General features: G+C 72.7%; 16 protein-coding genes and 1 tRNA gene. 6 read left to right on the top strand and 11 right to left on the bottom strand.

Annotated features, from left to right (window positions below; genetic code table 11):
* Window positions 1-141 precede the first annotated feature (141 nt).
* Window positions 142-1,509 (bottom strand): cystathionine beta-synthase, encoded by a 1,368-nt coding sequence (locus tag HNR25_RS16410; protein ID WP_184636447.1) that lies wholly within the window; start codon window positions 1,507-1,509, stop codon window positions 142-144.
* 351 nt (window positions 1,510-1,860) lie between these two features.
* Here HNR25_RS16410 and HNR25_RS16405 point away from each other — a divergent pair, with 351 nt between their 5' ends.
* From HNR25_RS16405 to HNR25_RS16395, 3 genes are all read left to right on the top strand, one after another.
* Complete coding sequence (locus HNR25_RS16405; RefSeq protein ID WP_184639412.1) at window positions 1,861-2,961, top strand: SGNH/GDSL hydrolase family protein; 1,101 nt, start codon at window positions 1,861-1,863, stop codon at window positions 2,959-2,961.
* 64 nt (window positions 2,962-3,025) lie between these two features.
* Complete coding sequence (locus HNR25_RS16400) at window positions 3,026-4,249, top strand: acetyl-CoA C-acetyltransferase (protein ID WP_184636445.1); 1,224 nt, start codon at window positions 3,026-3,028, stop codon at window positions 4,247-4,249.
* Between the two features lie 240 nt (window positions 4,250-4,489).
* Window positions 4,490-4,750 carry a DUF4287 domain-containing protein gene (locus HNR25_RS16395; RefSeq protein WP_184636443.1) on the top strand — a complete coding sequence of 87 codons (261 nt, stop codon included), beginning with the start codon at window positions 4,490-4,492 and terminating at the stop codon, window positions 4,748-4,750.
* A 143-nt stretch (window positions 4,751-4,893) separates the two neighbouring features.
* Here the strand turns inward: HNR25_RS16395 and HNR25_RS16390 are convergent, their stop codons facing one another.
* The 3 genes from HNR25_RS16390 to pruA all read right to left on the bottom strand — a co-directional run bounded on the left by HNR25_RS16390 (window position 4,894) and on the right by pruA (window position 8,698).
* Window positions 4,894-5,787: a Bax inhibitor-1/YccA family protein gene (locus tag HNR25_RS16390; protein ID WP_184636441.1), complete on the bottom strand. Its 894-nt coding sequence runs from the start codon at window positions 5,785-5,787 to the stop codon at window positions 4,894-4,896.
* Window positions 5,788-6,032: 245 nt separating this feature from the next.
* Window positions 6,033-6,959 carry a proline dehydrogenase family protein gene (locus tag HNR25_RS16385; RefSeq protein ID WP_184636439.1) on the bottom strand — a complete coding sequence of 309 codons (927 nt, stop codon included), beginning with the start codon at window positions 6,957-6,959 and terminating at the stop codon, window positions 6,033-6,035.
* Window positions 6,960-7,072: 113 nt separating this feature from the next.
* Complete coding sequence (gene pruA, locus HNR25_RS16380) at window positions 7,073-8,698, bottom strand: L-glutamate gamma-semialdehyde dehydrogenase (RefSeq protein WP_184636437.1); 1,626 nt, start codon at window positions 8,696-8,698, stop codon at window positions 7,073-7,075.
* Window positions 8,699-8,901: 203 nt separating this feature from the next.
* Here pruA and HNR25_RS16375 point away from each other — a divergent pair, with 203 nt between their 5' ends.
* The gene (locus tag HNR25_RS16375; RefSeq protein ID WP_312862734.1) at window positions 8,902-10,626 is read left to right on the top strand and encodes a PucR family transcriptional regulator; all 1,725 of its coding nucleotides are present in this window, start codon (window positions 8,902-8,904) and stop codon (window positions 10,624-10,626) included.
* Between the two features lie 296 nt (window positions 10,627-10,922).
* Here the strand turns inward: HNR25_RS16375 and HNR25_RS16370 are convergent, their stop codons facing one another.
* From HNR25_RS16370 to eno, 7 genes are all read right to left on the bottom strand, one after another.
* A complete protein-coding gene (locus tag HNR25_RS16370) occupies window positions 10,923-11,783 on the bottom strand; it encodes a nitroreductase/quinone reductase family protein (protein WP_184636432.1) in 861 nt (286 codons plus the stop codon).
* A gap of 685 nt (window positions 11,784-12,468) precedes the next feature.
* Window positions 12,469-12,542 (bottom strand) — tRNA-Leu (locus HNR25_RS16365).
* Window positions 12,543-12,783: 241 nt separating this feature from the next.
* Window positions 12,784-14,163, bottom strand: a complete 1,380-nt coding sequence (locus HNR25_RS16360; protein ID WP_184636430.1) for an NAD(P)/FAD-dependent oxidoreductase — start codon at window positions 14,161-14,163, stop codon at window positions 12,784-12,786.
* A 394-nt stretch (window positions 14,164-14,557) separates the two neighbouring features.
* Window positions 14,558-15,589, bottom strand: a complete 1,032-nt coding sequence (locus tag HNR25_RS16355; protein WP_184636428.1) for a Ppx/GppA phosphatase family protein — start codon at window positions 15,587-15,589, stop codon at window positions 14,558-14,560.
* Window positions 15,586-16,200 (bottom strand): DUF501 domain-containing protein, encoded by a 615-nt coding sequence (locus HNR25_RS16350; RefSeq protein WP_184636426.1) that lies wholly within the window; start codon window positions 16,198-16,200, stop codon window positions 15,586-15,588. Before HNR25_RS16350 ends, HNR25_RS16355 begins: the two co-directional genes overlap by 4 nt.
* A gap of 153 nt (window positions 16,201-16,353) precedes the next feature.
* Window positions 16,354-16,929, bottom strand: a complete 576-nt coding sequence (locus HNR25_RS26860; RefSeq protein WP_312862578.1) for an FtsB family cell division protein — start codon at window positions 16,927-16,929, stop codon at window positions 16,354-16,356.
* Window positions 16,930-17,366: 437 nt separating this feature from the next.
* A complete protein-coding gene (gene eno / locus HNR25_RS16340; RefSeq protein WP_184636421.1) occupies window positions 17,367-18,650 on the bottom strand; it encodes a phosphopyruvate hydratase in 1,284 nt (427 codons plus the stop codon).
* A gap of 532 nt (window positions 18,651-19,182) precedes the next feature.
* On the opposite strand from eno, the gene HNR25_RS16335 reads away from it, so the two are divergent.
* Both HNR25_RS16335 and HNR25_RS16330 read left to right on the top strand, forming a co-directional pair.
* Window positions 19,183-20,091, top strand: a complete 909-nt coding sequence (locus tag HNR25_RS16335; RefSeq protein ID WP_184636419.1) for a sulfite exporter TauE/SafE family protein — start codon at window positions 19,183-19,185, stop codon at window positions 20,089-20,091.
* Window positions 20,092-20,304: 213 nt separating this feature from the next.
* A complete protein-coding gene (locus tag HNR25_RS16330; RefSeq protein ID WP_184636417.1) occupies window positions 20,305-21,744 on the top strand; it encodes an FtsW/RodA/SpoVE family cell cycle protein in 1,440 nt (479 codons plus the stop codon).
* Window positions 21,745-21,751 lie beyond the last annotated feature (7 nt).

The raw sequence follows: 21,751 nt of genomic DNA, 5'->3' as shown, positions 1-21,751 counted from the left end.
TCCCGCCGTGTCCGGCGGTGGGAGACCTGCGCTGAAACCGCCATTCTGGCATTGCGCCGCCGGACGCCGGGCACGGCGGCGCCGGACGGGACCGCGCCGGCGGAGCGGCGCCGCGCGGGCACCGGTCCGCCGGCCTCCGGCTCAGCCCGACAGGTGTTTGAGCACGTCCTGGCGGGTCACCACGCCCGAAGGTTTGCCGTCGCGCAGCACCACGACCGCCCCGGCCTGGCGCAGCAGCTCCACGCAGCGGCTGACCGGCTCGCCGGAGCCGACCACCGGCAGCGGCGGGCCCATGTGCCGCTCGACCGGATCCTCCAGTTGCGCCCGCTGGCTGAACAGCGCGTCCAGCACGTCGCGCTCGGCGAGGGCGCCTACGACCTCGGCGGCCATGACGGGCGGCTCCTCCTTCATCACCGGCACTTGGGAGACGCTGTATTCGCGCATCACCGACACCGCGGTCCCGACGCTCTCGTGGGGGTGGATGTGCACGAACTCCGGCAGTTCGCTGCCCTTGGCCGCGAGGACGTCGCCGGCGGCGGGTTCGCCGGTCTCCTCGGCGAGGAAACCGAAGTCGGCCATCCACTCGTCGTTGAAGATCTTGCTCAGGTAGCCGCGGCCGCCGTCGGGCAGCAGCACCACGATGACGTCGTCGGGGCCGGCCCGCTCGGCCACACGCAGGGCGGCGACCACCGCGAGCCCGCAGGAGCCGCCCACGAGCAGCGTCTCGTCGCGGGCCAGGCGGCGGGTCATCAGGAACGACTCCTTGTCGCTGACCGGGATGACCTCGTCGCAGACCGAGGGGTCGTAGGTCTCGGGCCAGATGTCCTCGCCCACGCCTTCGACGAGGTAGGGCCGCCCGCTGCCGCCGGAGTAGACCGATCCCTCCGCGTCAGCGCCGATGACGCTCACCCGGCCGTCGGAGACCTCCTTGAGGTAGCGCCCGGCCCCGGTGACGGTGCCGCCGGTGCCGATGCCGCATACGAAGTGGGTGATGCGGCCGCCGGTCTGCTCCCAGATCTCCGGGCCGGTGGAGTGGTAGTGCGAGTCGGGGTTGGCCTGGTTGGCGTACTGGTTGGGCCGCCACGCTCCGGGGACGGTTTCGGCCATGCGCTCGGAGACCGAGTAGTAGGAGTCGGGGTGGTCGGGAGCGACGGTGGTCGGGCAGACCACGACTTCGGCGCCGTAGGCCCGCAGGACCGACAGCTTGTCGTTGCCGACTTTGTCCGGGCAGACGAACACGCAGCGGTAGCCCTTTTCGGCGGCCACGATCGCCAGGCCGACACCGGTGTTGCCCGAGGTGGGTTCGACGATGGTCCCGCCGGGGCGCAGCGCGCCGCTCTTCTCGGCTTCCTCGACCATGCGCAGGGCGATGCGGTCCTTGACCGATCCGCCGGGGTTGAAGTATTCGACCTTGGCCAGAACGGTCGGGGCGAGCCCACTGGTGACCTTGTTCATCTGGAGCAGGGGGGTGTCCCCTACGAGGTCGATCAGGGTGTTGTGCACCCGCATTGCTGTGCCCCTCTCACGTTCAGCGCCGTTGCTGAAGGCCGCCCGCGCCCGATCGGGGGCGGGCCGCCGCTGACCCGACTCTAAACCGGAGGCACTCCGCCGCGCTCCCCGCACGAGCAGGGAATCCCAACGGCTTCGCCGCCCCCTTGCGCGGACCATCGGGTCTACCCGGCTGACTCGGCGGTGACACTTCGCAGTCGCGGCGGCGCCGGGCACGTGAACCGTCGCGCGTGCGGGAACACCGACGGTCGGAACGCCGTTCCAGCGGGTGCGGTCCTGCACGGGAACCGTCGCCCGCACCGCTCGGGCGGGCCGCGAGGACCGACCGCGCTTAGCAGGGAGGCGGACATGATGCTGCGCGCCGCACGTGCCCGGCGGATCGCGACGGCCACCGCGTTCGGCGGCGGCGGTCTGACTCTGCTGGGGGCGTCGACCGTCGGTCTGCTGTACGTGCAGGCCCGCCATGCGGTGAAGACGGTGGGATCCACCCGGTGGCAGGCGCCCCGGGTCAACGGCGTCTACGGGCACGGCGGGGGCCGGCCGATCCGGTTCGCGATGATGGGCGACTCCACCGCGGCGGGGTTCGCCGTCGCCGAGGCCGACCGGACGCCGGGAAGCATGCTGGCGTCGGGCATCGCCGCCGTCGCCGACCGCCCGGTGCGGCTGCGCCGCCTGGCCCGTACGGGCGCCGTCTCAGCGCACCTTCCCGTCCAACTGGACAAGCTGCGCGACCATCCGCCCGACCTCGCGGTGATCTTCATCGGCGCCAACGACGTCATCCGCCGGCAGCGCCCGACCGAGGCGGTGGCGCAGCTGCGCGGTGTCGTGCGCGAGCTGGTCGGCGCCGGCACCGCGGTCGTGGTGGGTACCTGCCCGGACCTGGGCACGGTCCAGCCGATCGGGCAACCGCTGCGGTCCCTCGCGCGCCGCGCCTCACGCCAGCTGGCCGCCGCCCAGACGATCGCGGTCGTCGAGGAGGGCGGCCGGGCGGTGTCCCTGAGCGACCTCCTGGCGTCCGACTTTCTGGCTCAGCCGGAGGAGTTTTTCGGTCCGGACCGTTTCCACCCGTCCGCGAAGGGCTACGCCTACGCCGCGGCGGCGGTGCTGCCCTCAGCGTGTGCGGCACTGGAACTGCTGCCCGAGACCGCCGGGCCCGCCGCCGGGATCCGGGAGTCTCCGCTGCCGGTGGACCGGGCCGCGACCGAGGCCGCCGAGGCGGGCGGCAGCGAAGTCAGCCGGGCCGGCGCCGACGACCGCGGGCAGGCGCCGCGGGGACGCCGGTGGGCGGCGCTCGTCCGGCGGCCCCGCACCGCGGGTGCGGATCGCGGCGGGGCCCGTGCGGCGGACGCCGAGGGCACCGGCGGGGATAGCGCCGCCGCGGCGGGGGGTAGCGGTCGGGATGCGCCCGGCTATCCGGCCCCGGAGATGAGCGAAGGCTCCGCGACAGGCTAACGTCGGGTACCACACCGACCGACCTACTGGTCGGTAACCGTCCCGTACCAGAAAGGCCGCGGACATGCCCGAAGCCGTCATCGTCGCAACCGCCCGTTCGCCGATCGGACGCGCGTTCAAAGGCTCCCTCAAAGACCTGCGCCCCGACGACATCACCGCCCAGATCGTCTCCGCCGCGCTCGCCCAGGTCCCGCAGCTGGACCCGAACTCCATCGACGACCTCATGCTGGGCTGCGGACTGCCCGGCGGCGAACAGGGCAACAACCTCGCCCGCGTCGTCGCCGTGCAGCTCGGCCTGGACACCGTGCCCGGAACCACGCTGACGCGCTACTGCTCCTCGTCGCTGCAGACCACCCGGATGGCCTACCACGCCATCAAGGCCGGCGAGGGCGACGTGTTCGTCTCGGCCGGCGTGGAGATGGTCAGCCGCTTCACCAAGGGCAACAGCGACTCCCTGCCCGAGACCAAGAACCCGGTGTTCGCCGACGCCGAAGAGCGCACCGCCAAGCGCGCCGAGGGCGGCGCCGAGACCTGGCACGACCCCCGCGAGGACGACCGGCTGCCCGACGTCTACACCTCGATGGGCCAGACCGCCGAGAACGTCTCCCAGATCCGCGGCGTCTCGCGGCAGCGCCAGGACGAGTTCGGCGTGCGTTCGCAGAACCTGGCCGAGCGCTCCATCGACAACGGGTTCTGGGGCCGCGAGATCACCCCGGTGACCACGCCCGACGGAACGGTCGCCGACACCGACGACGGGCCGCGCCGGGGCACCACCTACGAAAAGGTCTCCCAGCTGGAGCCGGTCTTCCGTCCCGACGGCACCGTGACGGCCGGCAACGCCTGCCCGCTCAACGACGGCGCCGCCGCGCTGGTCGTCATGAGCGACACCAAGGCCGCCCAGCTCGGCTTGACGCCCATCGCGCGCATCGTCTCCACCGGGGTGAGCGGCCTGTCCCCGGAGATCATGGGCCTGGGCCCGGTCGAGGCCTCGCGCCAGGCGCTGGCCCGGGCGAACATGAGCGTCGGCGACATCGACCTCGTCGAGATCAACGAGGCCTTCGCCGCGCAGGTGCTGCCCGCCGCCGACGAACTGGGCATCGACATCGACTCCCAGCTCAACGTCAACGGCGGTGCGATCGCCGTCGGCCACCCCTTCGGCATGACCGGCGCCCGCATCACCGGAACGCTGCTCAACGGCTTGGACTTCCACGACGCGACCTTCGGGCTGGAGACCATGTGCGTGGGCGGCGGCCAGGGGATGGCCGCCGTCTTCGAGCGCCTCAACTGACCCGACCGGCACGACCGGCAGCCGCGGCCGGGGCGGCGGGGACGGCTCCCGCCTCCGGCCGCGGCAGGCCCGGCGACACGGGCGATGCGCGCGAACGTGTCGCCGAGGCGAACGGAGGGTGATCGGGACGGGACGCGGGTCCGACGAATCCACCGGGTAAAAGACCGCCCGGAGGTCTTGTCCGAACCGTGATGCTGGTGCAGTGTCGCAGGTAAGTGCCACTCACCTACGGAGGTGCCAATGTCGGTAACCCACTCGCCGGAGCTGCACGCGCGCTTGATCGAAAGGATCCCGACCGTCACCGGCCGCGAACTCAGCGAGTGGTTCGACACCCTGGAGAAGGGCCCCGGTCTCACCCGCTGCCTGGAACGCACCAACTGGCTCGCCGACGAGTACGGCCTCAGTCACGGCTACGCACAGGCGATCGTCCAGGAGCACGACCGGCGCCGCCGCAACCGCATGCCCGTCCCCGACCAGCGCACCGGCAGCAGCAGCCGATGATTCCCGCACCCCGCGCCCGCGCCGGCACTGTGAGCACGGCGACGCCCCGCCCGGTCCGACCGGGCGGGGCGTCGGTGTTTCGGTACCCGCTGCGCGGGGGCGGGGTCGGGCGGGGCGGCCCTTCCCGTCGAACTACCCGCCGACTACTCGCTGAAGAGCGACTTCAGAATCCACAGCAGGCGCAGGATCTCGATGTAGAGCCAGACGAGAGTGACCGTCAGGCCGAAGGCGAGCTGCCAGGAGTACGTGCGCGGCAGCCCCGCGTTCAGCGCGTCCTCGACCTGGCGGAACTCGATCATCAGCATGGCCGCGGCCAGAGTGACCGCCAGCAGCGAAATGCCCAGGCCCAGCCAGGAGGGCTCGCGCAGACCGAGACCGCCGCCGCCCATGAACATCGCCGCCACGAAGTTGACCATCAGCAGCAGGACGAGGCCCATGGTGGCGGCCGTGACGACCTTGACGAAGGTGCCGGTCACCCGGATGATCCGGAGCTTGTAGACGGCCAGCACCGATCCGGCGGCGAACAGCGTGCCGATGACCGCCTGGGTCACCAGCGCGCCCATGGCCATGCCGTTCTGGGCCATCAGCGACATCTCGAAGATGCCGCTGAGGCCGCCGACGAGCAGGCCTTCGAGGGCGGCGTAGGTCAGGATCAGCGCCGGATTGGTGGACTGCTTGAACGCGATCACCAAGCCCAGGACCAGTCCGCCCAGGGCTCCGATCAGCGCCAGGCCCATGCCGAGGGCGCTGCCCGACACGGCCAGGAAGTAGGTGGGCGCCGCGGTCAGCACGACCAGGCCCAGCGACATCGCGGTGCGCACCACGACGTCGTCGATGGTCATGCGGTCCGCGGAGGAGGGGGACTCGGGCGCGTAGCCGGGGCGGGGGGAGCCCCCCTGGGGGTGGCCGTATCCGGGCTGGGGCGACGGGTGCCCGGCCTGATACGGGGCGCCCTGGCCATACGGCGCCTGACCGTATCCGGCCTTGCCGGACCGCATCGCCCGCTGGAGAGCGGGGTTCGAACTCCTCATCGCCATGTCTGAGTAAGCCTTTCCAGGGGCGTGACGTGTCTGCCGCCAACGTAACGTACGGGGCCCCTGCCGGGTTCCCGGCGGCGGTCACAGCTCGGCTGCGGCGAACTCCGGCGCGCGGCGCGGACACGCCCGGGGCGCCCCGGACCGGGTCGGATCCGCCGATTGCGGCGGTGAGAAGGAACTCGGCACAGCTCCCCGCCGTCCGCCCGCGGGCGGACGGCGGGGCCGCCGGGCGGCCCCGGCGGGGGTCAGCCCCGGGTGAGCAGCGAGCGGGCGAAGAAGGCCGCGTTGGCCGGGCGTTCGGCGAGCCGGCGCATGAAGTAGCCGTACCACTGGTCGCCGTAGGGCACGTAGACGCGCATCCGCCGCCCGTCGGCGGCGATCCGGCGCTGCTCGTTCTCCCGGATCCCGTAGAGCATCTGATGCTCGTAGTCGTCGGGGCCGCGGCCGCTGGAGTCGGCGAGTACCCCGGCGATCGACACCAGCCGGGGATCGTGCGAAGCCGCCATCGGATAGCCCTCCCCCTCCATCAGCACACGCAGGCACCGCACGTAGGAGCGGTCGACCTCGCCCTTGTCGCGGTAGGCGACCGACGCGGGCTCGTCGTAGGCGCCCTTGCACAACCGCACCCGCGAACCGGCGCCGGCGAGATCGCGGCAGTCGCCCTCGGTGCGGCGCAGGTAGGCCTGCAGCACCGCCCCCGCCCACGGGAAGTCCACGCGCAGCTCGCGCAGGATGGACAGCGTGGAGTCCACGGTGGTGTGGTCCTCCATGTCCAGGGTGACGGTGGTACCCGCCCGCGCGGCGGCGTCGCAGATCCGCCGGGCGTTGTCCAGCGCGATCTTCTCGCCGTCCTGCGGCAGGAACTGCCCCACCGCCGACAGCTTCACCGAGACCTCCGCGCGCCCGGCGACGCCGGCGGCGTCCAGCTCGGCCAGGAGCCGGGTGTAGGCCTCGACGGTGTCGCGCGCCCGGGAGGTGTCGGTGGTGTCCTCACCCAGGTGGTCCAGGGTGACGAGGCGGTCCGCGGTGAGCTGCTCGACGACCGGCAGCGCCCGCTCCAGCCCGGAGCCGGCGACGTACTTGGACACCAGCCCGCGGGTGACGGGCGCGCGCTCCACGAGCGTGCGGCAGGCACGCGACCGCGCCGCGGCCAGCAGTGTCGTACGAAGCATGTGTGACCTCGTTCTCGTCGTGCCCGCCGGCCCGATCGCGGACCGGCGGCGCTGCTCAGCTGGTGCCCGCCGGGACCGCGGCCGGTCGGGCCGCGGCCCCGGCGGGGCGCGCCCTACCTCTGGTGGGGGTAGGACGAGGCCTTCGGCGGGACGAAGTTCTCCTTGATCGAGCGCGGACTGGCCCAGCGGGCGAGGTTCTGGGCGCTTCCGGCCTTGTCGTTGGTGCCGGAGGCGCGGGCGCCGCCGAAGGGCTGCTGGCCCACGACCGATCCGGTCGGCTTGTCGTTGACGTAGAAGTTGCCCGCGGCGAAGCGCAGCGCGTGCTGCGCGGTCTCGACCGCCTTGCGGTCGTCGGCGATGATCCCGCCGGTCAGCGCATAGGCCGAGCCCTGGTCGACGACGGAGAGGATGCGCTCGTAGTCGTGGTCCTCGTAGACGTGCACGGCGATCACCGGCCCGAAGTACTCGGTGCGGAACACGTCGTTGTCGGGATCGGTGCCGACCATGACCGTGGGCCGCACGAAGTAGCCGGTGGAGTCGTCGCAGGAGCCGCCGGCGATGATCTCCAGCGTCTCGTCGTCGTGCGCCCGCCGCAGGACGCCCGACAGCGTGTCGAAGGACCGGCGGTCGATGACGGCACCGAGGAAGTTGCCCAGGTCGGTGACGTCGCCCATGGGCAGCGCCTCGACCTCGGCGACCAGGTCGTCGCGGATCCGCTCCCACACCGAGCGCGCGATGAAGGCGCGCGAGGCGGCCGAGCACTTCTGGCCCTGGAACTCGAAAGCGCCGCGGACGACGGCCGTGCGCACCACGTCGGGGTCGGCCGAGGAGTGGGCGACGATGAAGTCCTTGCCGCCGGTCTCGCCGACGATGCGCGGGTAGGAGCGGTAGGTGTCGATGTTCTCGCCGACGGTGCGCCAGAACCGGCGGAACACGCGGGTGGATCCGGTGAAGTGGACGCCGGCCAGGTCCGGGTCGGCCATCACGACCTCGGATACGTCCGCGCCGTCGCCGGTGACCATGTTGATGACGCCGGGGGGCATGCCCGCTTCCTCCAGCAGCCGCATCAGCAGGTGGGCGGCGAACTGCTGGGTGACGGCGGGCTTCCACACCACGACGTTGCCCATCAGCGCCGGGGCGGTGGGCAGGTTGCCGGCGATGGCGGTGAAGTTGAACGGGGTCACCGCGTAGACGAAGCCCTCCAGCGGGCGCTGCTCGACGCGGTTCCACTGCCCGGCGGGGCTGTAGGGCTGCTCGGCCATCAGCGTGCGGGCGTAGGAGACGTTGAAGCGCCAGAAGTCGATCAGTTCGCAGGCGGAGTCGAGCTCGGCTTGGACGGCGGTCTTGGACTGGCCGAGCATGGTGGCCGCGTTGATGGTCTGGCGCCATGGGCCGGCCAGCAGGTCGGCGGCGCGCAGCAGGACCGCGGCGCGCTCGTCGAAGGGCATGTCGCGCCACGCCGGCGCCGCCCGCTTGGCCGCGGCGACGGCCCGGCGGGCGTCGTCGGTGGTGGCGGTGCCGAGGGTGCCCAGGACGTGAGCGTGGTTGTGCGGCTGCACGACGTCCACGCGCTCCCCGCCGCCCATGCGGCGCTCGCCGTCGACCGTCATGGTCAAATCGACGGGTTCCTCGGCCAGCTCGGCCAGCGCAGCGGTCAGTTCGTCCCGCTCCGGGCTCCCGGGCGCGTAGCTCAGTACCGGCTCGTTGACCGGCGTCGGGACGTTGGTCACGGCGTCCATGGGCCCTCCCTCGATTCATCGGTGGAACCGGACAAAACTAGAAGACCCACCCATCGGTCCACCTTGTCGCGAAAGCCACGATTCACCGAGTGCGTTTGGCCGATGAGACAAAGCGCGATGGTCCACAATGGACCGCCATGAACGTTCCCTCAGATCCCTACGGAACCTCCGCCGCGGCCGACGCCGCAGGCGAGGGCGCGGGTATCCCCCTGCGCAGGCTGCTGCTGGCGGTGGGCGACCCGCTCGTGGACGTGCTGGCGGCGCCGGCCGGGCTGGATGTGCGAGTGGACAACGTCGTCATCGTCGACCCCGAGGACGAGGCCGAGGCGTTCGCCGGCGACCTGGTGCTGCTGATCGGGGCGCGGGGCAGCGCCGCCCGCCACCTGGTGCGCGCTGCCGCGCGGCGCGGCGCCGCCGCCGTGGCGGTCAAGGTGCATTCCGACGAACCCGCCTACCCCCCGCCGCAGGGTTGGGCGGCCGCTTCGAAGGCGCGCCGCGGGGGCGACGAGACCGCTCTGCTGCGCAGCGAGGCCGGCGACGCCGGCGTGGCGCTGCTGGGGGTGCGCCCCGAGGTGCGCTGGGACCAGCTGCAGTCGCTGTGCCGCAGCGTGCTCGACGACGCCCGGCTGACCGCCGATGCCGACCTGGGCGAGTCTACGGGCGACCTGTACTCGCTGGCGCAGACGATCTCGGCGCTGACCGGCGGACTGGTGACCATCGAGGACGCCGCGAGCCGGGTCCTGGCCCATTCCAGCGGCGAGGAGGCCGACGAGCTGCGGCGGCTGTCGGTACTGGGCCGCCGCGGCCCCGAGCAGTACCTCGCCCTGCTGCGCGAGTGGGGGGTGTTCTCCCGGTTGCGCGCCGGCGAGGAGGTGGTGCGCATCGACGAGCACCCCGAGTTCGGCATCCGGCGGCGCCTCGCGGCGGGCATCCACGCGGGGACCCAGCCGCTGGGCACGATCTGGGTGCAGGAGGGTTCCGCCCCGTTCGCCGGGGACGCCGAGGAAGCGCTGCTGGGCGCGGCCCGGATGGCGGCGCTGCACATGGTGCGCCACCGCACCGAGGCGACGGTGGGGCTGCGGCTGCGCGACGACCTCCTCGCGAGCCTGCTGGAAGGGGGCGTCGAGGCCGCGGCACTGGCCGACACCATCGAGGTCGGCCGCGACCGGCCCGCGCTGGTGGCGGCGTTCGCGCTGGCGTCGGGCACCGACGCACGGGGCGATTCCGCCGGCGCCGAGGAGACCGACCGATCCGGCCGGGAGCTGAACCGGCGGCGGCTGGTGGACCTGATCACCGTGCACACCGCCGCCTACCGCCGCACGTCGCTGGTCACGCTCGTGGGCGGGCGGATCTACGTGCTCATGCCCGACCTGTCCCGCGCGGGCCCGGGCGGCACGGACTCCGCGGGCGAAGCGGCCCGCAGTTCCGCGGAGTCGGCGGTGCTGGCGCTGACCCGCAAGACGGTGGAGGCGGCCCGCTCCACCCTGGGGGTCACGGTGCAGGGCGCGGTGGGTTCGCCGGTGGAGTCCCTGGCCGCCGTCCCCGGCTCCCGCGCCGAAGCCGACCGGATCCTGGACGCCATGGGCCGCGACCTCGCCTTGGACGTCGCGACGATGTCGGACGTACGCACCCACGTGCTCATCAGCGAGACCCTGGCCTACCTGCGCGGGACGCCGGCCCTGCGCGATCCGCGGGTCAGCGCCCTGGCCGAGCACGACACCGCGCAGGGGTCGGACCTGGTGGCGTCGCTGCTGACCTATCTGGAGGACTTCGGCGACGTCCGCACCGCAGCCTCCCGGCTGCACATCCACCCCAACACCCTGCGCTACCGGGTCCGCCGGGCCGAGTCGGTCAGCGGCATCGACCTGTCCGATCCGACCCAGCGGCTGTTCACCCACCTGCAGCTGCTGATGGAGCGGGGAACATGACACGCCGCGAACGCGCGCGGCCGCTGATACCGCAAACCACCCGACAGACCGTAAACCCGTAGCCGGCCCCGGGGCTCGCTCATGCCGTGAGCACCCTGCTGAGGGACTGCACCGTGCCCCGTGCGAGATCTTCGCTTCCTCCGCTTCGGCGCACCAGCGCCGGAAGCTTCGACTGCGTTTCGTGCTCGGCCGCACCGGGCTTCAGGGATCTGCGGCGCATCGGCGCATCGGCGCATCGGCGCCGCGGCGCCGTGGCCGCCGGGCGGTAGGGCGCGCCTTCCGCCCGGCTCCGGTGCTCACGGCGTCATGGTGTCGAGGATCGGGACCAACTGCTCCTCCTCGTAGGCGAGGTGGGCCTCCAGCTCGGCGGTGAGCCGCTCGACCTCCGCCTGGACGGCGGCCGGATCCGGTGCGGTGCCGTCGAGCTGGGAGCGCAGCTGCTCCAGCAGGGTGTCGACGCGCTTGTGCTCCTCGCCGAGGCGGGCGACGACGCCGGCGAGCTCGGGGCGGGCTTGGGCGATGACCGGGAACATGCCGGTGTCCTCCATCGTGTGGTGGTGGGCCAGCCCTTGGCAGACGGTCAGGCAGTTGATGCGCAGCTGGGCGCCCAGTCCCGGACCCGAGCGGGCGATCTCGTCGCGGACGATGGCCAGTTCGCGGCGGAACGCGTCGTGGACGGCGAGCAGCCCTTGGCCCGGGCGCTGCTCGACGGCCTCGCCGCCGACGGGTTCGAGGGCGACGACGGGGATGGTGCGCTCGGTCATGGCCTGGTATTCGGCCCAACCGGGGTCGGCTTCGACGGCGCGGGCGAACACGGCGTCGCGCTCCTCGCCTTCGAGTACGACGGCGTCGCATTCGACGGTGAAGACCCCGTTCTCGACGGTGACGCGCGGATCGGCACGCAGGTTGTGGAACCAGGCCGGGTGGCGGGGGCCGCCGCCGGCGGAGGCGATGACGACGCTGCGCCCACCGTCGGGCAGATAGGCGACGGGAACGGTGCGGGGCTCGCCGGAGCGTGCTCCGGTGGTGGTCAGCAGCGCGAGGCGGGCGCCCTCGAACATGCCGCCGACGCGGCCGTTGTTGGCGCGGAACTCCTCGATGACCGCCGTGTTGAAATCGGCGGCGTCGGCGTGGCCAGGGGTGTGCTCATCGGTCATGCGGTGTGTCGCTCCAAACAATGTGATCGGCTGCCGCGGCACCGGGTCCGGCGGCAGCGCGCACGGTCCGCTCGGCAGGAAAGCGGGACGGGTGCGCGGGCACTCGTCGATCGGTGGTTCGGCGAAGGCGCGTCGACGCTGCTCACCGGCCGTAATCGCGGCGGGACCAGGGCTGGAGCGCACCGGAGCGTCCCGGCGCTCGGCTGCGTCGGGCTCGGAGGGGTGCGGGCGGTGTGCCGAGAGGCGGAGGCACGGCGCACGGCGCCGCCGTCGAGGGCGGCGACACGCGGGACGCCTCAGGCGGTGCGGGGCACCGCGGGAAGCGGGGACGACGCGCGGCTTCGCAGAGGGTCAGGCGGCACCGGTGAATCGGATACTCACGACATCATCCCCCTCGGACGCTCAGGGTGCCGCCCACACGCCGCATCCGTCCCCGGCGGCGGTCGGCACACGGGATACCCAACCCCACGCGCGCACGGCTGTCAACGCCCGCCCGAGTCCCGCGCGCGGCCGGATCCGGCCGCTGCCCCGCCACGAGCCCGGTCGGCGCCGGATCGGGACGGGGCACAGGTCCCGCCGGTCTCCCCGCGGCCGCGTGTTCTGCCGCGCCCTGAAGCCGATGCCGCTCCCGGAGTTCGCGGTGCGGTCACTGGTGCGCGCGCCGCCGCCGGCGCGCGCAGCGTCGTACCCCCGGTCGGACTCGAACCGACACTTGTGACCCTTTTAGGGGGCCTGCCTCTACCATTGGGCTACGAGGGCGGCACCATCATACCGGGGATGGTCGATTCAGCGGGATTCGCGCGGCTTCGGCCTGGCGACGGAGGAAACGGCCGCTCTGCGCCGTACTCGTCGCCGATTTCGGCGCGCCACGGCCTGCGAACCGACAGGTCCGCAACCGCGGAGGACCGCGCCGCGGCACAGGCGGAACCGCACCCGACAAAAGCGGCCGGCCCCCTTTCGGGGACCGGCCGACGTTCGTGGCGCCTGCGGCGCCGGAGCATCAGCTGACCCGGCGCAGCAGCTGGCCGTTCTCCACCTGCGGTGTGGCCGCTTCCTCGAAGGCCTGGCGCGGCTCGTCCATCTCCGGAAGCGCGGCGTAGTCGCGCCGCAGAACGAAGCCGACGATCCAGTCCGCGAGGACACGGGCCTTCCGGTTGAAGGTCGGCACCGCGTAGAGGTGGTAGGCCCGGTGCGCGTACCAGGCGAGCCGGCCGGTCAGCTTGATCCTGCCGAACAGCTGGGCGGCGCCCTTGTGCAGCCCCAGGCCCGCGACGGCGCCCAGGTTGCCGTGCGCGTAACGGGTCATCTCCCGGCCGCGCAGGGCGGCGATGACGTTGTCGGCCAGCACCGGGGCCTGGCGCACCGCGTTCTGGGCGTTGGGCGGGTAGAAGCCGCCCTTGCCGTCGGGCACCTGCGCGTTGTCGCCGCCGGCGAAGGCGTTGTCCACACCGTTGACGGTGAGGTAGTCGCTGGTATCGATATGGCCCTTGGGGCCCAGCGGCAGGTCACCGGCCTGCACGACCGGGCTCGGCTTGACACCGGCGGTCCACACCAGCGTGCCCGCGTCGAACTCGGCGCCGTCGCTGAGCTTGATGCGCTGGTCGACGGCCGATTCCAGGAACGTCGACAGCCGCATGTCGATGCCGCGGCGCTTGAGCTGGTTCAGGGTCCGCTCGCCGACGTCGGGGCCGACCTCGGGAAGGATCTTGTCGGCAGCCTCGACCAGGTAGAAGTTCAGGTCGTCGACGTCGATGGAGGCGTACATGGACGTGGCGTCGCGGGCCAGGTCCTCCAGTTCGGCGATCGCCTCGGCGCCGGCGAAACCGCCGCCGACGAAGACGAAGTTGAGCGCCTTGCGCCGGATCTCGGGGTCGTCGGTGGAGTCGGCGATGTTCAACTGGTCCAGCACATGGTTGCGCAGGAACACGGCTTCCTCGACCGTCTTGATCCCGATCCCCCACTCGGCCAGCCCGGGGATCGGCAGCGTGCGGGACACGGCGCCGGCGGCCATCACGATGTAGTCGTAGCCGATCGCGCGCGGCTCGCCGACCACGGGCTCGAAGTCGACCGAGCGGTTCTCGTGGTCCACGTGGATGACGCGCCCGGTGAGCACCCGCACCCGCTCGAAGACCTTGCGCAGCGGCACGACGACGTGGCGCGGGGAGATGCTGCCCGCAGCGATCTCGGGGAGGAACGGCTGGTAGGTCATGTAGGAGTTGGGGTCGACGATCGTGATGCGGGCTTCGCCCGGCCCCAGCTGCTTCTCCAGCCGCCTAGCGGTGTACATCCCCAGGTACCCGCCGCCGACGACGAGTACATGCGGGATCTTCTCATCGTCACCGCCGCCGTGCACCAGGCGGTAGTTCCTGCCTTCGGTCATCGCGCATCCGCCCCTGAGTCCCGTTCTACGCCCCTCGTCCAGGACGCAAAGATCGGTAAGTCTTCGTTGACTGGCATGTTCCCGTTCGGCTTTCGAAGGAAAGAATGCTCTTCTTTGCCAAGGGAGCCGAGGATCTCTCCCTCGCCTTGCTTGTGCATTCTTTCACAAGCCCCGCGTAACATTAAAGCGAGGAGTAGTACAGGTTTAGACCATGATATGCCTGCATTGACGTCCATCCGTGCAGGTCAGCGACCTTGTGAACGGATTCACGCGTCAGTTCGCGCGTGACGCGTCTCACCGGGAGCCACGGGGGCGGGCTCCGCGAAGGCCGCGGCACTGGGGCGCGGCCCCGCGGCGGCCGGGGACGGTCCCGCCGGGGGCCTGCGGCCCGGGCTCACTCGCCGGCGGCGCCCTGCGGCGTCTCGTCCGCCTCGTCCGTATCGTCCAGGCACAGGCCCCAGGCGATTCCGTCGAGGATGTCGTGCTCGCTGGCCACGAACCCGCTCGCGCCGGTACGCGCCACCACGCGGGAGAGGACGAGTGCACCCGCACCGATCACGTCGACCCGGCCCGGGTGCATGACACCGATCGCGGCCCGCTGGTCGTGGTCCATCGCCAGCAGTTCCTCGGCGATCTCGTGCACCCGCGCAGCCGGGACCCAACTGTGGTGGATCCGCTCGGCGTCGTACTCGGGCAGCTCCATGGCGATGCCCGCGACCGTCGTGGCGGTGCCGGCCACGCACACCAGCGAGGCGGCCTCCTTCAGCGCCACCGACTCGGCGGCCTCGTCCAGCGCGGCGTCGACGTCGGCCGTGGCCGCGGCGATCTGCTCGGCGGTGGGCGGGTCGGCGGCGAGGTGGCGCTCGGCGAGGCGCACACAGCCGACGTCGACCGAGCGGGCCGCGCGTACCGCGCCCTCGCCGTCGGGAATGTCGCCGGGGTCGGGCCGGCCGAGCACGAACTCGGTGGAGCCGCCCCCGATGTCGACGATCAGGAACGGAGGGGCGAATCCGGCGTCGTCGTCCTCCAGCTCGGCGGTCGCGCCGACGAAGGACAGCTCCGCCTCCTCGTCACCCGTGACCACCTCGGGCTCGACGCCGATGATCCCGCGCACACCCTCGACGAACTCGTCGCGGTTGCGCACGTCGCGGGTGGCGCTGGTGGCCACCATGCGCACCGACTCCGGTCCCGGCTCCACACCGTTCTCGCGCATCAGGTCGGCGTACCCGCGCAGCGCGGCGAACGTCCGCTCCAGCGCCTCGGGCGTGAACTCGCCGGTACGATCGACGCCCTGGCCCAGGCGGACCACCTCCATGCGCCGTTCGAGATCGACGAGCCCGACTTCCTCGTCCTCCATCCCGATCAGCGCCGAGATGAGCAGCCGGATGGAATTGGTGCCGCAGTCCACGGCGGCCACGGTGGTCACCTGGTCGTCCCCTCGATGTCGTCGTCCGCGTGCGGATGCCCCGCCGCGCTTTCGGCTGCGCCGTCGCCGCCGTCCCCGCCGGCGCACACGCAGGGCCCGTCGGCCCACCACTCGGGCAGCGCGTCCAGCGCCTCGCGGCCGAAGGGGTTGGAGCCCGGCCGCGCCAGCTCGTGGGCGACCAGCGCGTGCAGGCACTTCACCCGCTCGGGCATGCCCCCGGTACTCTGCATCCCCTCGGGCAGCGGCGCGGAACCGTCGCGCCGGGTCTGCTCGGTGCGCTCGCCCAGGTAGTCGCGGTGCGCCCGCTCGTAGGCCTCCCGCAGTTCGGGGTCCTCGGCCAGGCGCTCCTGCATCCGGCGCATCGTCCCGCCGGCCTCCAGGGTGCCGATGGCCGAAGCCGCGCGCGGGCAGGTGAGGTAGTAGAGCGTGGGGAACGGGGTGCCGTCCTCCAGGCGCGGCGCGGTGCGCACCACGTCGGGAAGCCCGCACGGGCAGCGGTGGGCCACCGCCCGCAGGCCGCGCGGCGGGCGCCCCAGTTGGCGCTGCACGGTCGCCGCGTCGGTGTCGGAGACGCGGTCGGAGGCGGCTGTGCTGCGGTCGGCGGAATCCATCGCGCACTCAGCCTAGCTCCCGGCGGCCCCTCCCCGCGCACGACCTGCGCCGCGCAGAGGCCGCCGCGCGGCGCGCGCACGGGGTCCGCCCTTCCCCCCGACCGTACTCCCGGGCTAGGGGACCGCACGGTGCCGCACGGCTGTGACCGCGTGTCAGCCGGTCGGTTCGGCCTCGGGGATCCCCTGCTCCCGCTGCGGATCGTCGGCCTCCAGCACGGACTTCCACAGCCGGGTGAACCACGGATCGCCGGAACCGGTGTCGTCGGCGGCGTCCTGCTCGTCCTCGTCGGAGACGACGACGTAGGCGCGCTCATCGGGGTAGTGGTAGTGCAACCGGGTGCGGGCCTCGCGCTCGATGTAGGCGGGGTCCCGCAGGTGTTCGCGGCGTTCTCGCAGCTCGCCGACGGCCTGCTCAGTCTGGGCCTTCTCTTCGCGCAGTTCGGCGATGCGCGCCCGCTGTGCCAGGTACTCGCGCAGCGGGTAGGCCAGACTGAGCGCGATCATGCAGATCACCAGGGCGAGGATCGCGGCGCGGCTGGTCAGGGCAGGTCTGGGCTTCCCGCCGCCGGAGCCGGACGGACCGCCGTTGCGCGGCCCGGGAGAGCGCGGACCGGAGCCGCCCCCGCCGCCGCGGGCCGACCCGGCGGCGGAGCCGCCGTTCCCGCCGCGGGCGCCTTCCTTCGCCGTGCCGCCGCGGTCCTTGGACGAAGGCGCGGCGTCGATCGGCACGACTTTCGAGCCGGACGCGCCCTTCTTGCCGCCCGCGGCCGTGCTCGGCGTAGAGCCCGAAGCCCGCGCCGGATTCGCGTCCGGCTTCCGCGCCGGCTTCGCGTCCGACTTCCGCGCCGACTTCGTGCCCGAGGCGGCGGCCGCACTCTTCGCGCCGCCGCTCCCGGCCGTTGTGGTCGTGGCGGTTCTACCGCGCTTGCCGGTCGGGGCGCCGCCGCCGGTCTTCGCCGATCCGGAGGAGCTCCCGCCCGTGCCGGACGCGCCCCCGGTGGCGCCGGCGGCCCTGGAGGACTTCGCGCCCTTTCCGGTACCGCTCTTTCCGGTACCGCTCTTCGTGCCGCCGGCGGCCGCACCCGAGGCACCAGAGGCCGGCGGCCGCGCCTTCGCGGGGCGCGGCCGCTTCGGCTCCTCCGGCACCTCGGGCATGAGCGGGCAGACTAGTCCTGACTGCGGAAGCGCGGGAAGGCCGACACGCCGGCGTACAGCGCCGCGTCGTCGAGCTCCTCCTCGATGCGCAGCAGCTGGTTGTACTTGGCCACACGCTCGCTGCGGGCCGGGGCGCCGGTCTTGATCTGGCCGGCGTTGGTGGCCACCGCGATGTCGGCGATGGTGGTGTCCTCGGTCTCGCCGGACCGGTGGGAGATCATCGCGGTGTACCCGCCGCGCTGCGCCATGGAGACGGCTTCGAGGGTCTCGGTGAGCGTGCCGATCTGGTTGACCTTGACCAGCAGCGAGTTGGCGGCGCCCTCGGAGATGCCGCGCCGGAGGCGGTCGGGGTTGGTGACGAACAGGTCGTCGCCCACGATCTGCAGGCGCGAGCCGAGTGTGGACGTCAGGTGCGCCCAACCGGCCCAGTCCTCCTCGTCCAGCGGGTCCTCGATGGAGACCAGCGGGTAGGCGTCGGCGAGCTCGCCGTAGTAGGCGGCCATGTCCTCCGCGCTGCGGGATTCGCCCTCGAAGTCGTACACGCCGTCGGTGCAGAACTCCGTGGCGGCCACGTCCAGGGCCAGCGCGATGTCGCGGCCCGGGGTGTAACCGGCCTTCTGGACCGCCTCGATGATCAGGTCCAGGGCGGCGCGGTTGTCGGCGAGGTCGGGCGCGAACCCGCCCTCGTCGCCCACGCCGGTGCCCAGGCCGTGTGACTTGAGCACCGACTTCAGCGCCTGGTACACCTCGGCGCCCCAGCGCACCGCCTCGCGGAAACTCCCCGCGCCGATGGGCGCGATCATGAACTCCTGGATGGCGACGTTGGTGTCGGCGTGGGCCCCGCCGTTGAGGATGTTCATCATCGGCACCGGCAGCACGTGGGCGTTGGGGCCGCCGATGTAGCGGAACAGGGGCAGGCCCGCGCTGTCGGCCGCGGCGTGGGCCGTGGCCAGGGACGCGCCGAGGACGGCGTTGGCGCCCAGCCGGGACTTTCCGGGGGTGCCGTCCAGTTCGATCATGGAGCGGTCGATGAGCCGCTGCTCTTCGGGGGCGAAACCGACGAGCTCATCGGCGATGTCGTCATTGACGGCGGTCACCGCGTTCTCGACGCCCTTGCCGCCGAAGCGGTCGCCGCCGTCGCGCAGCTCCACCGCCTCGAACTGCCCGGTGGACGCGCCGCTGGGGACCGCCGCGCGGGCGGTGGTCCCTTCGTCGAGCAGGACCTCGACTTCGACCGTCGGGTTACCGCGGGAGTCGAGGATCTCCCTCGCCTGCACTGCCTCGATCGACGACAACGTTGCAACTCCTTAGCTTCGCGTGCGGACGCGGCTCGGGCGCATGCGCGGACGGGACCCGACGGGCGGGCCGCGTGGAACACGCCCCTCCCGCACCCTGTGCGATCCGCCCCGAGCCACGGGCGTATGCGGCGGGCGCCCGCCGGGCCGCCGGCCGCCCGCGCCGACGGGCGCCCGCGGTGTGCGGCGCGTCCAGCGCCCATCCACCCGACACCCTAGCGATCGGCGGCCGGCGCGGTCTCCCGGGCCGCCCGAAATTGGTCTAGTCCACACCGGGCGTCCGCCGCGCCGCCGCCCGCGATCCCTGCTCGGCGGGGTCCGGACCGCGGGCTGCGCGCGACACGCCCGGCACACCGCCGTCCGGACCGGCCGCGCGGTTTCGCGTCCGGGGGTGGACAGCGGGCGAAATCCCGGCCGCAGCGGGGGGCGGGACGGTTGCGGGAGGTCCGGCACCGGCGCATGGCGTCTATCCCTACTAAAGAGGTATAAATAGAGGTGTTGCTTCGACACCCGGCACGGAAGGCCGCCCGCTATGCAGACCCTCGTGCTTCTGGGTTTCGTCGGCCTTCTCGGGCAGCTCATCAACGGCAGCCTCGGTATGGGCTACGGGATCAGCACCACCAGCGCCCTGCTGGTCATCGGCACCAGCCCGGCGCTGGCCTCGGCCACCGTCAACCTCTCCCAGGTGGGCTCGCAATTCGCCTCCGGATTCGCCCACTGGAGGTTCGGCAACGTCGACTGGGCGGTGGTCTGGCGCATCGCCGTACCCGGCGCCGCGGGCTCCTTCGTCGGCGCGGTCTTCCTCAGCCGGCTGTCCACCGAGGCGGCCGGCCCGCTGATGTCGACGATCCTGCTCGCCCTCGGCACCTACCTGCTCGCCCGCTTCACCTTCCGCGATCTGCCCCGGCCCGACCTCAGCCGGCCGCTGCGCGCCGGGTTCCTCGCCCCCGTCGGGCTGTTCGCCGGATTCATGAACTCCACCGGAGGCGGCGGCTGGGGCCCCGTGGGGACCTCGGCGCTGCTGGCCAGCGGGCGGCTGGAGCCCCGCAAGGTCGTGGGATCGATCAGCGTGGGCGAGTCGGCGGTCGTGGTCGCCGGCAGTGTCGGGTTCGCCGTCGGTCTGGGATTCACCGGCATCAACATCACCTGGGTGGCCGTGCTGCTGCTGGGCGGGCTGCTGGCCGCGCCCATCGCCGCGTGGCTGGCCAGCCACGTACCCCCGCGCATGCTCGGATCACTGGTGGGCGGGCTGATCGTCTTCACCAACACCCGAGTGCTGCTGGCCAGCGACGCCGTCGACGCCTCCCCCGGCGTAACGGCGGCCGTCTACGTCGGCGTCGCCCTCGCCTGGGCGGCCGCCGTGGCCTGGTCGCTGCGTGCCCACCGCATCGAGCGGCGGACCGCCGCCACGGCCGCCGAGCAGGTGGCCACCGCGGACTGACCCCCCTTTTCCGGACACCGCTGCGTCCGGCGACCGGCGCCGAAACGGCGTTTTCGGTCGCGCCTAAGGTGGAAGCCGCACACGCGCGCCTATAGTTGCCCGAACCACCCACCGCGACCGGCGTCCGTCCCCTCGCGCCCCCGGTGCCCCGCCCCACGGCGGCCGCGCACCGCGCGGGGCGCGGGAGAGACCGGCGCCCCGAGGCGAGGCGGAATGGCCACACCAGCAACGGGCGCAAGCGCGCCGCCGCCGAACACCCCGGCCCGGCGGCGCGACGCCGAACTGGTGCTGACCCTCATCGCGGTGGGGCTGTCCGCGCTGTGCCTGTGCCTGGCCGGGCTGCAGATCGACGACCGCGTCCCCGCCCGCTTCCCCTTCTACACGTGCGCGTTCGGCGGTCTGGCCGCCACCGCCCACATCGCGGTGCGCTTCCTCGCTCCCTGGGCCGACCCGCTGATCCTGCCGCTGGCGACCGCGCTCAACGGCATCGGACTGACCGTGATCTGGGGGCTGCACGCCGCCTCCGGGGCCGGACCGTCCGAGTCCGACCGGCAGCTGCTGTGGACCGCACTGGGCATGGCCGGCTGCGTCGCGGTGCTCGCCGCGGTGCGCCGGCCCGCGTTCCTGCAGCGCTACCGCTACGTCACCCTCGCCGGCGGTCTCGCGCTGATCGTGCTGCCGATGCTGCCGGGCATCGGCATCGAGGTGTTCGGCGCGCGGCGCTGGATCGGCTTCGGCGGCTACACCGTGCAGCCCTCGGAGTTCGCCCGCATCCTGCTGGTCGTCTTCCTGGCCGGCTACCTCGGCCACAAGCGCGACGTCCTCGCGCTGACCGCCCGCCAGCTGCGGGCGGGCCCCGTGAAGATCTTCAGCCTCCCGCGCATGCGCGACCTGGGACCGATGATCGCGGCCTGGGCGGTGGCCCTGCTGCTCCTGGCCGGCACCCGCGACCTCGGCACCTCGCTCGTGCTGTTCACAGTCTTTCTGGCGATGCTCTACACCGCCACCCGCCGCAAATCCTGGGTGGGGATCGGCCTGGTCCTGTTCCTCGCCGGCGCCGCGGCGACCTGGGCGGTCTTCTGGCACGTGCGCCGGCGGGTCGAAATCTGGATCGACCCGTTCGACCCGGAGCTCTACGGCTCCGCCGCCGGCAGCGGCCAGCTGGTGCAGGGCCTGTTCGCGCTGGCCGGCGGCGGCCTGACGGGCACCGGGTTCGGGCACGGGCGCACCGCCGCGCTCTTCGCCTCCGACAGCGACCTGATCCTCATCTCCGTCGGGGAGAAGTTCGGGCTGGCAGGGCTGACGGCCGTGCTCGTGACACTGCTCCTGCTGACCGAGCGCGGCTACCGTACCGCCCTGGTTTCGCGCGACGTCTTCGCCAAGCTCACCGCGTCCGGAAGCGCGTTCCTGCTGTCCTTCCAGGTGTTCGTGGTGCTGGGCGGCGTGACGCGGCTCATCCCGATGACCGGCATGACCACGCCGCTGCTGTCGGCCGGAGGGTCGTCGCTGGTGTCGACGTGGCTGATCCTGGGGTTGTGGCTGCGACTCAGCGACACCGCGCGCCGGCCGAGCTCGGCCGCCCCCGCCCGCGACTCCGCCGGCATGCCCGACGCGGGCCCGCAACCGACCCGGGCACTCTTCCGAGCCCCGTGAACGGGCC

It is taken from the genome of Streptomonospora salina, from assembly GCF_014204715.1.
GTDB lineage: Bacteria > Actinomycetota > Actinomycetes > Streptosporangiales > Streptosporangiaceae > Streptomonospora > Streptomonospora salina.
This window is presented reverse-complemented; position numbering and strand designations above follow the sequence as displayed.

Bases quoted from the DNA above. Each gene is read 5' to 3' on its own strand.
- HNR25_RS16410 (WP_184636447.1), bottom strand. From the start codon at position 1,509: ATGCGGGTGCACAACACCCTGATCGACCTCGTAGGGGACACCCCCCTG.
- HNR25_RS16405 (WP_184639412.1), top strand. From the start codon at position 1,861: ATGCTGCGCGCCGCACGTGCCCGGCGGATCGCGACGGCCACCGCGTTC.
- HNR25_RS16400 (WP_184636445.1), top strand. From the start codon at position 3,026: ATGCCCGAAGCCGTCATCGTCGCAACCGCCCGTTCGCCGATCGGACGC.
- HNR25_RS16395 (WP_184636443.1), top strand. From the start codon at position 4,490: ATGTCGGTAACCCACTCGCCGGAGCTGCACGCGCGCTTGATCGAAAGG.
- HNR25_RS16390 (WP_184636441.1), bottom strand. From the start codon at position 5,787: ATGGCGATGAGGAGTTCGAACCCCGCTCTCCAGCGGGCGATGCGGTCC.
- HNR25_RS16385 (WP_184636439.1), bottom strand. From the start codon at position 6,959: ATGCTTCGTACGACACTGCTGGCCGCGGCGCGGTCGCGTGCCTGCCGC.
- pruA (WP_184636437.1), bottom strand. From the start codon at position 8,698: ATGGACGCCGTGACCAACGTCCCGACGCCGGTCAACGAGCCGGTACTG.
- HNR25_RS16370 (WP_184636432.1), bottom strand. From the start codon at position 11,783: ATGACCGATGAGCACACCCCTGGCCACGCCGACGCCGCCGATTTCAAC.
- HNR25_RS16360 (WP_184636430.1), bottom strand. From the start codon at position 14,163: ATGACCGAAGGCAGGAACTACCGCCTGGTGCACGGCGGCGGTGACGAT.
- HNR25_RS16350 (WP_184636426.1), bottom strand. From the start codon at position 16,200: ATGGATTCCGCCGACCGCAGCACAGCCGCCTCCGACCGCGTCTCCGAC.
- HNR25_RS16335 (WP_184636419.1), top strand. From the start codon at position 19,183: ATGCAGACCCTCGTGCTTCTGGGTTTCGTCGGCCTTCTCGGGCAGCTC.
- HNR25_RS16330 (WP_184636417.1), top strand. From the start codon at position 20,305: ATGGCCACACCAGCAACGGGCGCAAGCGCGCCGCCGCCGAACACCCCG.